Origin of the sequence: Pseudoalteromonas maris (assembly GCF_049257235.1) — a bacterium.
In the GTDB taxonomy this organism is placed as follows: domain Bacteria; phylum Pseudomonadota; class Gammaproteobacteria; order Enterobacterales; family Alteromonadaceae; genus Pseudoalteromonas.
Map to the genome: position 1 here is coordinate 354607 of NZ_JBMMUF010000003.1, position 13390 is coordinate 367996.

Below are 13390 nucleotides of genomic sequence, written 5' to 3' on the forward strand. Positions count from 1 at the left end.
ATTAGCGCGCCTTAAAGAAGTTACTGCTTTGCTTGATTTGCGTATCAGGGTCGCCAAGGGTAGATAACACAAACTCAAACTCGGTCACTGGCTTTTTCAAATCATAGGGGTCGATAATGACCGACAACGGAACATCATGAGAGCGTCCTGGCGCCACTGAAAACTCAAGTTGACCGATTACTTGATAGTTTTCCAAACCGTTAATTGCCACTCGGAAGTTTTGCTCCACTTGTGCTTTGTTCAACACCTTGAGGGTGTAGGTGTTTTCCACCAGACCGTCGAAGTTAGTACGGTACAACTGATTTCTATCGCGAATAATGTCTAAGTCCATAGGAACACGCATGGCAATGTTTGTGCCCAGTGCACCAATTAACACCAACAGTATAATTGAGTAACCGATGAGCTTGCCGCGTACTGGCTTGGTTTTTTCAGCCGATGCCTCTAAGTTGCGCTCTGTGGTGTAAGAAATAAGACCTCGAGGGTAATTCATTTTATCCATCACCCCGTCACAGGCATCAATACATGCACCGCAGTTAATACACTCATACTGCAAGCCATTACGGATATCGATTCCTGTAGGGCAGACCTGCACACACAGATTACAGTCGATACAATCACCTAAACCCAACTCTTTAGGGTCTTGTTTGCGCCCACGGGGACCTCGACTCTCGCCTCGTTTAGCGTCATAACTGACCGTAAACGTATCTTTATCAAACATCGCTGATTGGAAACGCGAATAAGGGCAGATGTGTAAGCACATTATTTCGCGCATCCAGCCCGCATTACCATACGTACAAAAAGTGAATACAATGATGCTCAACAGCGCATAGCCACCCACCGAAAAAGTAACAAAGTCGACAACCAGTTCACGTATCGGCGTGAAGTAGCCAACAAAAGTAATGGAAGTGTACAAAGAGAATAAAATCCAGCTACCGTGTTTAGCTGATTTGCGCCAGAATTTATCAAAGTCCATTGGCCGCTGGTCGAGCTTTTTACGTTGATTTGCTGTGCCTTCGAGTTTTTCTTCAAACCAAATAAAGATAAAGGTCCACACCGTTTGCGGACAGGTGTATCCGCACCATACACGCCCGTAAAACGTCGTCACGAGAAACAGAGCAAAAGCAGCGATCATGAAGATAAACGCGAGAATGGTAAGGTCTTGAGGCCAAAAAGTGAGGCCGAAGATAGTGAACTGCTGATTGAACAGATCGAATAACACCGCCTGCTGACCGTTGTAATTAATCCAAGGCAACAACATAAACGCCAACATGCCGACTAGACCAATGCGATGTCTGAGGATTTGGTGCAATCCGGTAACTGCTCGGACGTAAATTCGGTTTCGTGGATTAAATCTGTCGTATTGAGCCCCAGCTGGTTTTTCAATTTTCACATCGCTGGGAATGTTTTTAACCTTAATTTGCTGCTCTTTATCCATTTTAAATCCTTACTTCCCCACTAACCTTAAAAAATATTTCAGGTACAGCCATAAGTGACGCAAGCCGCACATGCTGTGGCGATTATACCAACTCACACCTAAAAATGATGTACGCATCGCGTTTTAATTTTAGTCACTGCGCATGATGTTGCTTGCTTTTAAAACCTAGAGTTTACTAAACTAAGCGCGACAAGAAGGCCAACTAGATCAAGGTTTTTCCATGAAAAAGCTATTACTGTTCGTAATTGTGTTATTTGCACTGATGAGTATTGACCACCCTGTGATCAAGGAACCAAGAGACAAGCTGCTTGGTACAGTCATGACCGACTTAAGTGAATCAAGTCAGGTTAAACACGAAGTGAAAGCAAAAAAGGCGTTGGCGAGCATCCGCGATGCGATTTCACTTAACTCAGAACAAGACATCCATATCACGCAAAATTTGCGTACCAACGCCAACATGTTTCGCTGGGAAAAACAATATTGTATCAACAAAGAGTTAAACGAATTCTTCTACGGTGATGACTTACTGCAAATATGCCAAATCATTGCCGCGGTGCCTAAATAAGCGATGGATTTTTCAGCGTTAAATAAAAAACAGGCAGATTCATTTGCACAGCAAAAACGCCTGTTACAGCAACTTTCCAAGGGCAAAACCGTTGTATGCCCTACGTGCAATAAGGAAATCAAGCTGGTACTGAGTGAGCCTGGTTATGCGCGCGCCCAATGTCAAAAGGGCTGTACTGACGTGCTGCTGCAACTGGGATAAAGACAAAAATGGCGAGCATTAAACCCGCCATTTTTTGTGTGATAAAAAAGCTTGTACCAATGGTATTAGCCTTGCCAATCACCCTCTTCATCAAACAAGCCACTTTGCACTGCCGCAAGTTCCACTAGCTCTGCAAAACCAAGGCTAAAATCGCCCATCAAATCAATGATGGCATCATGAAACGCTTGCTGTGATTGCTGGTTATTTTGTGCTTGCTGAATAAATTGTTCTTGTGCGCTAAACATCCCCAGCACAGATACCGCATGTGCGAGCATGTCTTTGGTTTGCTCTTCAATCGCAGGGGCGGTCATCAATCCTTCAAGGTAATAGCTCACCCCCTGATTGAAACCGCTGGCCCATAGTTGTGCATCACTACCCGTCGTTAGGTTTTCATGCCAATGGCGGTGAAAGTGGATGTTCTGCGCTAAATTGAACCCCGTTTCGTACACCTGCTCAGCAATAACGTGATGCACATTCATCAGTGCAAACAAAATGCTTTCGTCAGTTGCTGCAGCAGCTTCACCGAGCACATCTTGCAACCACTGTTCAGGTTCAACGGGATCCGGCGCGCAGACAAGGGCAAACAGATAACCTTTCACTTTGCCAAGCTCCATAGCGCCCTTGGTTGATTGCAAATACTGTGCAAGCGCATCAAACTGCGCAAACGGAGTGCTCATTAGAAATTAATCCGATAGCGGCCATCTGCCGTTTGGTTACCAATAAACTGCACCGCATCATGCACATCTTTGGGCAAAGAAGCATCTGGCTTAATAAAACCATTCACCGCAAGCTGCCCGCGGTCATCAAAGCCCGCATCTACTTGTAGCCCAAGTAAATTCTCCTCACTCACTTTGACATTGACACCGCCGTTAACACACGACAAGTCGCCCTCAAGTTCGCCGATACTAAACCAGCCGTTGCGCCCTTTCACGTTGATATCAGCAGAGCTAATAGTACCAGCAAGTTCTTGGCAGTGAGGCTGCCCTAACTGATAATTATCGAGCTCAACAAAGATTCTTCCTTTGGCCTCTGTTGGTACTGGCAAGGTAACTTCTTGCAACACCTGCTGCAAAGAAATTCGAGCTCGCGTGTCATCGAGCTGAACGTGCTTGTTAGTTATGCCATAAGTAACCAGTCCATTTGCAGAGAGCTCTTCACTGTTACGTTTGTTACCTAGAACAAAGTCTGCTTTGAGCTGCATTTTCAACAGCGCATTAGCATGCACATCCCACTGTAACTTACTCACATATTGGCCTTGATAACGTAAGCCATTGACCTGACCTTGCCAAATACTGCCGCTAACAGGGCCCATTTGCAGCCCTTTAGGCAAGTAGTCTTTGCCTAGCTGCACTGCAACTGAAGCTGGAAGCAAGGCAATTGCAAACATCAAAAAGCACACAACAAATACCAAAACAACTGATATTACTTTTTTTACTGACATGCTTACTCCAATACAATACGACTAACGCGGACATGGCCCGGCTTAGGATCTAAAGACAGCTCGATGTTAGTGATGTTTACGCCATGGTTGTGTACAAGCTCATCAAGCCACGCCAGCAATTGGTTAAACGCTACACTGTCGATATTCAAGCGCAAACCATCGCCACTTGGCTGCATGCGGCTAATTTCAATTTGATAACGACTGCGAGTACGGTTTACTACCTGCGTTACATTCGTTGAAGACGCAGCTTTTACATTGCCGCCACTGGCCTTTATTTGCACAATACTTTGCTGCACAAACTGTAATAGTTCTTGCTGTTTAATAACTTGTTGTTTGGCATCATTGACCGCCGCGTTTAACGGGCGGTAGACAACCATAACAAAGAAAAAGATCACAAATACACCGCCAGCAATCGCAAGCAAGCGCTGCTCTTGGGGTTTTAAAGATTGCCAATAGTTCGTCAACGCGTTCATTGTGCCCCCTTAATTCTAAGTTCACCCACAACGCTTTCACCATCGTTATTCAGTGAGCCTTGTTCCACTTCAAAACCGCGTTGCTCCAAGCGAGATTTCACCTGTGCGAAACTTTGAAAGTCTTTTGCTCTGGCTCCTACTCTTAGTTCGTTACGACGCTGGTCAAAACGCAGCGTTTGCGTTACGAACTCCTCACTTTGTTGCACGATATCCGAGAAATCTTGCAACATCCCAAGAAAGTTAACACTGTCACTTTGCCCAGTGTCGCCTAATGCTTTATTGATTTGGCTACGCAACAAATGCGGCCTTACCTTGGTGCCAGGAAACGCTCGTTCGTAAGTAGAGACAACCTGAGTTTGCAAAGACTGTGCTTGTTGCGTGTAGTAGTACCACTGCGCACCTTTGACTGAGAACATGAATACCAAGGTGATCACTGCTGCAGTAATAGCGGGACGCCATATTTTTATCCAACCACTGCTTTTCTTTTTGTAGACAAAAGGTCCTTGGCGCAAATTCAACGCTGAAGCAGCCTTGGCGAACATCGCTAAAGGTAACTCAAATTTGTCTTCATGGCTGCGTAACTCGACATCCTCAAGGTCCACAGGAAGTGGACTGTATAAGTCCAGAGCGCCAATATTGGCAGCGTGTAAGAACTGTCCTGCCCAATTGGGTTCAAGCTGAGCTGCTCGCCAATTTCCGTATCGCACTAAAAAGCTGTCATCACTGAGTGCAATAGCACTGGCACTTTGCGTTTGCGGCTCAGGCAACAACAAGGCATCCACATGCACCTGTGTTGGCATAATATCGACTTGATCACACACATCGAGCCATGCTTGTAACCACTGTTTATCCACCAAGGCGATATTCATGAAGTGCTTATCTTCTTCACTGAACGCATCGCCATGGGCAATGAACAAGCTGTCGATATCCACGGCAACTTGCTCTTCAATCATAAAGGGTAACGCCTGAGCCAATTTACGGTTCCACTTGGTAGGAAGGGTTACCGTATGCAATTGCACTTGAGCACTAGGCAGTACTAGCGTGCATTCGCGGCTTTGCGCTTTTTCAGACAGCTCGTTTAAATGTTCAGCGTCCTTAATTTGACCGCTGCCAATAATCTCATCTTCAGCTGCGTTGTATACCAACCAATTTATTGGCTGGTTTGGGCTTTCACCCACGTGGATCAGTAAGGATTCTCTCACTGCACGCCTCCAAATTTTCGCGCTACTACGGTTATATTTTTGTCATCAACGTACAGTAGCGACGTCATAGTAAATTCAAATTCTAGAAATTTTGCAGTGGTGTTGAGCTGAAAATACTGGCTCTTCACTACAAATCGGCCGTCATCCGCTTTCACGTCACGGCCACCTTGCTGCGTCACTTCATTGACAAAGTCTGCAACAGAGTCAAAACCTTCTTCTGGGCGAGCACTTATTACCGATTGCGCGCCAGACTCGCTGAGGCCATCAATCATCGCCGCCAGCAATAACGCCTGTTCTTCTTTGATGGTATTTACATTCACTGCAAAGAGTTCGTTTTCAGGCAACACACACACCAAAGGTGCTAATTTTTGCATTGCTAAAGGATTAAAACCTTTAACTAAACGCAGTTCAGACACATCTGCAAAATAGTTATTCGCCGTAAGATAAGGCACATCTCGTGATAGATATTCGTCTTCTTCTGCACCAGAGCGCATGGTAATACTGTCTTCATCAAGCCAGTCGAAAACACTATCCGCCATCGCTTCTTCGGATTCTTGCGTTGGCAAGTCGTCCACTTCTTTAAGTAATTCTAACAATGTCTTGTGCGCAGGATTGGTGCGCACATACCCGCCTTGACTACTGCTCGCTTCAGCGCGCAAGGCATTAAGATTCAAACATGCCTGTAAATCGATAATTTCACCACTTATAGTGCCATTATCTACCGGGAATGGCGTATTCGCCGCCAACGCCCAACTTTGCTTTAAATGCGTTTTATCTGGTTCATCGTCAATACTTTCACGCAATACTTTTTGCGCCAACGCTTCAGCGGCATAGGCGTACCATTTAGCCTGACGAAAATCATCATAGTTTGATGACTTTTGGACTTGTACCATGAGGTTAATACTCATTTGCGCAGCAATCGTTGCCCCGAGTGCCACAATAAAGAGCACAATAATAAGCGCCGCACCTTGGTGTGTGTTTCTAGGTGCCATAGGCACCTCCGCGCGAGCCACCGCCGGTTCCACCACCGGTATTTGAGCCCTGACCAGTGTTATTACCACCTTGGCCACCTGAACCACCTTGATTATTACCGCCTTGGTTATTACCTGAATTGCCTGTCTGAGGCGGTTGTGGAGTTGCCCCCTGACCAGAGAGTAAAAACGCACGACGAATTGGCTCGGCGTTTTCTAAGCTGAGGTTAACTGCAACCGCCTTAGGGAGCATTTCTTTTTCCCAGTTCGGTTGCCATTTTTGTGATTCGCCATCGAAAAATTCAAAGCTGAACTCTTCAACGCCTTCGACTAACACCTGCACTCTAGGCTCACTGCCATCGAGTTGATCCACATACAAGCGATACAGCCGCTCTAAGCGGCCCTCTTGAACGCGATAGGCAACAGCCTGCAATTCACTGCGTGGGAGCAAATATCCGGGATTGGTCCAGCCATCGCGAATAAAGGCGATGCCATCAAGCTCGCTGCCAAATAAGTATCGTTCATGCAGCAGGTATTGCTCTTGAGTATCTCCCGCTTCATTGCGTACTTTACGTTTGCTGATTTGGCTAAAATCTTGTTCAAACATGCGAAACACGGTTTGCATGCGCGATAGTTCGCCTAGCGTCTGCTCTGACAACTCTTTTGTTCTATTTGTTGAGTCAAATATTTGGTGCGTAGCGCCGACAATAAAGGCCATCACGGCTAGGGCAACCAGCACTTCGATTAAAGTGAAACCTTGGCTTTTGTGGTTTTGACATTGTTTATGGGCGATACAAAGCATTATTTGCTCGCCTCTTTATCAATGTAGGTCGCCAACTCATAAGCAAATTGTTCACGCTGCTCGTCAGTAAAAACGCTTACCACCACTTTAACGAAACTGCTGTCTGCAGTGCGCACTACGTCTTCTTGCCAATACCAAGTGCGCCCAGCCATATCTGTTTTACCCTTATGGCCATTTTTTGCAGGCCACTTATCACCTTGAGCGCGAATTTCTACTAACTGATTCTCTGCTACCCACGAGGCATAAGTTTGCTCTTCAATAGCACTGAGGTGATTAATGTGCTCGCCACTGATTTGCATAATAGCAATGCCCGCCATGGCACAAATACCCAAGGCAACAAGCACTTCGATAAGAGTAAAGCCTGCTTTTTTAGACATTGATTGACGTGCAAAGCTCACCATTATCTTAACTCATCTCGATACAAGCTAACGGGTGCCATAAACTCACCTTCAACGATATAAGGCAATAGGTCTTCTTCATCGCTCTGCACTTCTATTCGCAGCTGGAATGGGCTGACTTCGCCAGAAGATAGAATCATCACCTGAGGAATGGTCATCTTTTGTAGTTCCAAGAAGTCATCATCGTCAACACCCAGCAATTGCTTCCAGTCTACTTCACTAAGCAAGCTATCTTGCGCCCATGGCAAGTCTTCTTGATTTAACGTAAGTAAAAATGGTGGGGCGAATTCTTTTGCTTTTAAAATACCTTCGGCTTCATCCAGTGGCTGCCATTTTTGATCCGCATACGTCAAAAACTCATACTTGTTATCGTCGACATATAAACCGAGTTGTTTTTGATTCAAAATGGCGTATTCAGAAGCGAAGTTAATACTCGTTTGCAAAGCAAGCGCAGCTTGCTCCAACTCTTCTTCTTGTGAATCATCAATGCTGTAAACCACGAGATTAGCCGTCAGCGCAATAATCACCATCACGAACAGGATCTCAATAATCGTAAAGCCACGCTGATGATTCACACACATTGGTTTTATTGCTCTTCTTCGTCCCAGTTACCGATGTCGTCTTCGGTACCTACTTCGCCATCTGGGCCCATTGAAAATACATCGATTTTACCAATTTCACCTGGATAGATAAGTTGGTAAGGGTTACCCCAAGGATCGTCTGGTAACTTTGAGATGAAACCGCCATCAGGGAAACGCTTTGGAATGGGTTCAATGCTTGTTTTTGTCACTAGCGCTTCTAGGCCCTGCTCCGTTGTCGGATAGGTTTTATTGCGCAGCTTATACATGTTCAACGCATCTTCAATTTGCTGAATATCGATGCGCGCTTTATCAAGCGCAGCTTCTTCTTGTTGTCCCATAATATTCGGCGCTACGATAGCCATGATCATGCCAATAATTACCAGCACCACCATTACCTCTAGTAATGAAAAACCAGATTGCTTTCTCATTGTTCTTACCTCTAATTTACTGAAATCTGTTAGTTCTGTGGCTTGTTATAAGCCTATTGCTTTGTTCATTGCCATGATTGGTTGCAAAATTGCCATCACGATAAATAACACGATTAGGGCCATAGTGGCTATCATTGCCGGCTCTAAAAGTTTGAGCGATACGTTGACCATGCTTTCAAATTCACGATCTTGGTTATCTGCTGCACGCTCAAGCATTTGCTCAAGCTCACCGGATTTCTCACCGCTGGCTATCATGTGCAGCATCATAGGTGGAAAAAGCTTTGTTTGCTCAAGCGCCGCGCGCAAGCTAGCACCTTCACTCACTCGCGTTGCAGCTTCTGCTACTGCCTTCTTAATTTTCTCATTTTCCAAGACTTGCCCAGAGATTTTCATCCCCTCAAGTAAAGGGACTGAGCTAGATGACAAAATGCTGAGAGTACGAGCAAAACGCGCGGTGTTAATACCCCGACTGACTTTACCAAGACCTGGTAGCGACAACAGTCGTGTGTGATACCAAAAACGGATATTCGGCCTTTTTAGCGCCTGCTTTAGGGCATAAGTAACAAGCACAATCACGGCAATACTGCTCAACCAATGATTTTGCACAAAGTTACTTGCCGCCATGACCCATTCTGTAGTCCAAGGTAGCGCTTGTTTTGACTTTTCAAAGGTGGCCAAAATTTTGGGTACTACAGTGCCAAGCAAAATCGAAACGATAGCAATAGCAAAAATCACCAGTATGGTTGGATATACCATGGCTTGGGTAATTTGAGAGCGCATGTATTGACGCTGCTCAGTATAATCAGCCAAGCGATTCAACACTTGGTCAAGATGGCCTGACTTTTCACCCGCCGCAACCATAGAGCGATACAAGTTATCGAATACATGCGGGAATTCAGCTAGACCGTCCGCAAGGGTATAACCTTCCACTACTTTTGAGCGCACCGCCATGAGCATCTTTTTCAAACGCGGCTTTTCGCACTGCTCAGCAACAGCCATCACCGCAGCTTCAACAGGTAAGGCTGACTGAATGAGCGTAGCCAATTGGCGAGTAATTAAGGCTAAGTCAGAAGTCGAAATTTTTGCCTTGAATAGACCGCTAAACACGCCGGTTTTGGCGGCACTGGCTTTCTCTTGAGACGCGGCAAGCTCAACAGCAAGTGGCATCATCCCTTTATCACGTAAAAGTTGACGCACTTGTTTTGCCGTATCGGCTTCTAATAGCCCTTTTTTCTCTTTGCCTTTGCCATCCAAAGCTCGATATTCAAACGCCGCCACTATTGCTCCTCACGGGTAACCCGTAACACTTCTTCCAACGTGGTTTTGCCTGCAAGAACTCGAGTACACCCATCACCACGAATACTCGGGCTGTGTTGGCGAATATACTTTTCTACCGCCTGTTCACCTTTACCATTGTGAATAAGCTCACGAATATGGTCGTCAACAATGAGTAGTTCATGAATACCTGTACGGCCTTTATAACCGTTAAAGTTACATTCTTCACAACCCACTGCGCGGTATATCACTGGAGCTTGCTCAGCGCTCACTCCGAGCAGTTCGCATTCACTGGCATCCGCTTGATGAGGTTGTTTACAACTGTTACATAAGGTGCGCACTAAACGCTGTGATAATACACCCAGTAACGACGATGAAAGCAAGAAGGACTCAACGCCCATGTCTTCCATTCGCGTGATCGCACCAGCGGCAGTATTCGTGTGCAACGTTGACATCACCAAGTGACCCGTCAATGACGCTTGCACGGCAATTTGCGCAGTTTCTAAGTCACGGATCTCACCGACCATCACCACATCAGGGTCTTGTCGTAAGATGGCTCGCAGTCCTCGGGCAAAGGTCATATCTACTTTAGGGTTAACCTGCGTCTGACCAATGCCTGGGATCTCATATTCGATTGGGTCTTCAACAGTAAGAATGTTTCTATCTTTACTGTTGATAGCGCTCATACCTGCATACAAGGTGGTACTTTTACCCGAACCTGTTGGTCCAGTAACCAAAATGATGCCATGAGGTTTGCGTATGAGTTCTGCGAATAATTCTTGGTTATGGGCGGTCATGCCCAAATCTTGAAGGTTCAAGCGCGCGTTATTTTTATCGAGAAGACGCAGCACCACACGCTCGCCGAAACTCGATGGCATGGTTGATACACGCACATCGACAGCGCGACCAGCAATACGCAAACTGATTCGACCATCTTGTGGTACGCGCTTTTCAGCGATATCGAGTTTGGCCATAACTTTGATACGCGATACGAGCAAGGATGAAAGCTTACGATTTGGCTTTAACACCTCTTTTAGCACGCCATCAACACGGAAACGGATCACGAGCGCTTGCTCGAACGTTTCAATGTGGATGTCCGACGCACCTTCTTTAATCGCTTCACCTAACATGGCATTGATTAACTTGATGATAGGCGCATCATCATCGGCAGCTAACAAATCTTCGGTTTGTGGCAGCTCTTCAGCAAGAGAGAATAAATCAGCTTCGTTGCCTATATCTTCCATAATTTGCTGCGTTTCTGAGCTATCGCGTTGATAAGCAGCTTCAAGTAGCAGTTCAAACTTATCTTCTGGAAGTTGCTCGATGTGAAAGCCACGTCCAGCAAAACGACGCACTTCAAGTAACACCTCTGCAACGAGGGCGTTAGCGTGATACAGCACAAGACGCTCATCATTTTCAACCAACAGCACGTTAAAACGTCGGGCAAATGCAAATGGCAAGCGCAGCGGCGCTTGCGCTACCACTTCCGACACTTCCATCAGCTCTTCGTCGCTGACAGGCACGTCGCTGGCCATATCATTGACTACTTGCTCAGTCATTGTTGCGCTCTGCCTTGTTTTGTTCTTTTAAGTATTCTTCGTACGTAGGCGGAAGCACTAATGCATCGTTCCACTCTGGCAACATTGGCACATCTTCGAAAGGCATCAAGTCGATACCATCATCATCTTGCTTCAATTGTTCACCGCGGATGAAGTTGTACTTGCTGTGACTTAGACGGTTCATACTCTCGCTGTCACGTAAAATCGTAGGGCGAATGAATACAATCAAGTTACGCTTACGCTTCGCTGTACTCGTTGACTTGAACAAATGACCCAATACTGGAATGTCACCTAACAAAGGTACTTTAGACACACTCTCTTGTACGTCTTCATCAATTAAGCCACCAAGCACGACCATGCCACCATCATCGGCAAGCACTGTGGTAGTAATAGCACGCTTGTTGATTGAAATATCTACCGCTGTAGAGCCAGCAACATTCGACACTTCTTGCTCAATAGTCAGCTGAACAGCGCTACCATCATTGATTTGTGGTGTTACTTTGAGCTTGATACCCACTTCTTGACGGTCAACCGTTTGGAATGGGTTATCGTTGTTGCTGCCTGTAGAAGAACCCGTGATGATCGGCACTTCCTGACCAACGATCATGGATGCTTCTTCATTATCCATTGTCGTAATCGACGGTGTGGCAAGAATGTTTGAATTGGTGTCATTGGCCACAGCTTGGACAATCGCCCCCCAGTCATTCTTCACAATACCTGCGGCAAGACCGTTAATCCCACCAAGTAGTGCGCCTAGAGGACCTAAATCACCTTCCACCGTACGCTCTAACTGAGTTGCATTACCTGTTTCTGATCCAACTACGTTGTCAGTGATCGTTCTATCACGAGCACGCTCTGCGGCAACCGCCAATGAACCAACAGGTACTGTAGTACCGTTGTTGAATTGCAACATCCCGCCTTCTTCAGTGATCCACTGCAGGCCAAAGTTGATGCCATCACCTTCTGATACCTCGACGATAATTGCCTCTACCAGAACTTGCGCACGACGAATATCGAGGCGTTCAATAACAGACTCAAGCGAGCGCATCATATCGGGTTGTGCAGTGATAACCAGTGAGTTTGAGTCAGCATGAGCCTCAATACTGATGTCTGCGCGACTGCTACGCGAAGAACGTTGTCCGGCGGTGTTACCCTGCTGTTCTTCAGTTAACGACTTACTGACACCTTGAAGTACTTTAACAAGCTCATCGGCTTTAGCATAATTAAGGTAGAAAACCTTAGTGTTGCCGGTCGTTTCTAGCTCATCATCAAGGCGCTTAACCAATTCAATAGCGCGCGTACGCGCTTGTCCTTCACCACTGACAATCACACTGTTCGTACGCTCATCGGCGACGATACGCGGAATAAGGAAGTCAGGGACACTGCCTTTACCGTTGTCTTTAAAGATATTATCAACAACCGACACGACATCTGCCGCTGTTGCATGCTTGAGGCGAACAATATCAACACTCTTATCACCCGCTTGGTCCACAAGGCGAATGATTTCAACCAAACGGTTTACTGACTCGGCATGACCGGTCAGCATCATCACGTTTGATGGGTTGAAGTTGGTTACGTGGCCACCGTCTTTTTGGTCACTAAATTGGCGAATAAGCGGACCAAGCTCTTGTACTGTCACGTTTTTTACACGAACAATACGAGTAACCAACATATCGCCGCCGTAACCACTTTCCTCACCAATTACAGGAACGTTTGATTTCTTGGCGTCAGAGCTTTTCTCTACTTTTAGCACGCCATTTGGCATCTCAACCGCAGCGTATCCGTGCACTTCTAATACGTTCAAGAAAAACTGATAGTACAGCTCTTCATCCATCAACTCATAGCTGCGGACATTGATTTTGCCGCGAACATCCGGGTCGATGATGACTGTCTTATTGAGATTTTTGCCCACGATATTAATGAACTCATTAATATCAGTGCCTTTGAAGTTTGCTGCATATTCAACAGCATACAGGTTAAGGCTGATACCAGCGGCTAAAAAGAGCGCGCCATATTTGGCCAGCCCGCTGGTAATTTTTGTGCGAAGTTTTCCGCCCAT

15 protein-coding genes are annotated in these 13390 nt (G+C 46.0%); 2 read left to right on the plus strand and 13 right to left on the minus strand.

All coding sequences use genetic code 11. The features are described from left to right. Position 1: 1 nt before the first annotated feature. The gene (gene ccoG, locus AAEU32_RS06620; protein WP_421969735.1) at positions 2-1435 is read right to left on the minus strand and encodes a cytochrome c oxidase accessory protein CcoG; all 1434 of its coding nucleotides are present in this window, start codon (positions 1433-1435) and stop codon (positions 2-4) included. 220 nt (positions 1436-1655) lie between these two features. Between ccoG and AAEU32_RS06625 the strand changes: the two genes are divergently transcribed. Both AAEU32_RS06625 and AAEU32_RS06630 read left to right on the plus strand, forming a co-directional pair. Beyond that, a complete protein-coding gene (locus AAEU32_RS06625) occupies positions 1656-2000 on the plus strand; it encodes a hypothetical protein (RefSeq protein WP_421969736.1) in 345 nt (114 codons plus the stop codon). A gap of 3 nt (positions 2001-2003) precedes the next feature. Continuing rightward, the gene (locus AAEU32_RS06630) at positions 2004-2201 is read left to right on the plus strand and encodes a hypothetical protein (RefSeq protein ID WP_421969737.1); all 198 of its coding nucleotides are present in this window, start codon (positions 2004-2006) and stop codon (positions 2199-2201) included. A gap of 65 nt (positions 2202-2266) precedes the next feature. On the opposite strand, the gene AAEU32_RS06635 is transcribed toward AAEU32_RS06630, so the two are convergent. The 12 genes from AAEU32_RS06635 to gspD are packed head-to-tail and all read right to left on the minus strand — an operon-like array spanning position 2267 to position 13390. Next, on the minus strand, positions 2267-2878 hold the full coding sequence (locus AAEU32_RS06635) for a UPF0149 family protein (protein WP_421969738.1): 612 nt from the start codon (positions 2876-2878) through the stop codon (positions 2267-2269). Then, the gene (locus tag AAEU32_RS06640; protein ID WP_421969739.1) at positions 2878-3642 is read right to left on the minus strand and encodes a type II secretion system protein N; all 765 of its coding nucleotides are present in this window, start codon (positions 3640-3642) and stop codon (positions 2878-2880) included. Before AAEU32_RS06640 ends, AAEU32_RS06635 begins: the two co-directional genes overlap by 1 nt. 2 nt (positions 3643-3644) lie before the next feature. Continuing rightward, positions 3645-4115 (minus strand): type II secretion system protein M, encoded by a 471-nt coding sequence (locus AAEU32_RS06645; protein ID WP_421969740.1) that lies wholly within the window; start codon positions 4113-4115, stop codon positions 3645-3647. Continuing rightward, positions 4112-5317, minus strand: coding sequence for a type II secretion system protein GspL (gene gspL, locus AAEU32_RS06650; protein WP_421969741.1), 1206 nt, complete (start codon positions 5315-5317; stop codon positions 4112-4114). The genes AAEU32_RS06645 and gspL overlap by 4 nt, the downstream gene beginning before the upstream one ends. Continuing rightward, positions 5314-6309 (minus strand): type II secretion system minor pseudopilin GspK, encoded by a 996-nt coding sequence (gene gspK / locus AAEU32_RS06655; RefSeq protein WP_421969742.1) that lies wholly within the window; start codon positions 6307-6309, stop codon positions 5314-5316. The genes gspL and gspK overlap by 4 nt, the downstream gene beginning before the upstream one ends. Beyond that, positions 6299-7090: a type II secretion system minor pseudopilin GspJ gene (gene gspJ, locus AAEU32_RS06660; RefSeq protein WP_421969743.1), complete on the minus strand. Its 792-nt coding sequence runs from the start codon at positions 7088-7090 to the stop codon at positions 6299-6301. The genes gspK and gspJ overlap by 11 nt, the downstream gene beginning before the upstream one ends. Then, positions 7090-7467, minus strand: a complete 378-nt coding sequence (gspI, locus tag AAEU32_RS06665; protein WP_421969744.1) for a type II secretion system minor pseudopilin GspI — start codon at positions 7465-7467, stop codon at positions 7090-7092. Before gspI ends, gspJ begins: the two co-directional genes overlap by 1 nt. Before the next feature lie 23 nt (positions 7468-7490). Continuing rightward, entirely contained in the window at positions 7491-8063 is a 573-nt protein-coding gene (gene gspH, locus AAEU32_RS06670; protein ID WP_421969745.1) for a type II secretion system minor pseudopilin GspH, read from the minus strand. A gap of 11 nt (positions 8064-8074) precedes the next feature. Then, the gene (gene gspG, locus AAEU32_RS06675) at positions 8075-8497 is read right to left on the minus strand and encodes a type II secretion system major pseudopilin GspG (protein WP_421969746.1); all 423 of its coding nucleotides are present in this window, start codon (positions 8495-8497) and stop codon (positions 8075-8077) included. Between the two features lie 45 nt (positions 8498-8542). Next, on the minus strand, positions 8543-9775 hold the full coding sequence (gene gspF, locus AAEU32_RS06680; RefSeq protein WP_421969747.1) for a type II secretion system inner membrane protein GspF: 1233 nt from the start codon (positions 9773-9775) through the stop codon (positions 8543-8545). Next, positions 9775-11271 carry a type II secretion system ATPase GspE gene (gene gspE / locus AAEU32_RS06685; RefSeq protein WP_421969803.1) on the minus strand — a complete coding sequence of 499 codons (1497 nt, stop codon included), beginning with the start codon at positions 11269-11271 and terminating at the stop codon, positions 9775-9777. The genes gspF and gspE overlap by 1 nt, the downstream gene beginning before the upstream one ends. Before the next feature lie 52 nt (positions 11272-11323). Further along, complete coding sequence (gene gspD / locus AAEU32_RS06690) at positions 11324-13390, minus strand: type II secretion system secretin GspD (protein ID WP_421969748.1); 2067 nt, start codon at positions 13388-13390, stop codon at positions 11324-11326.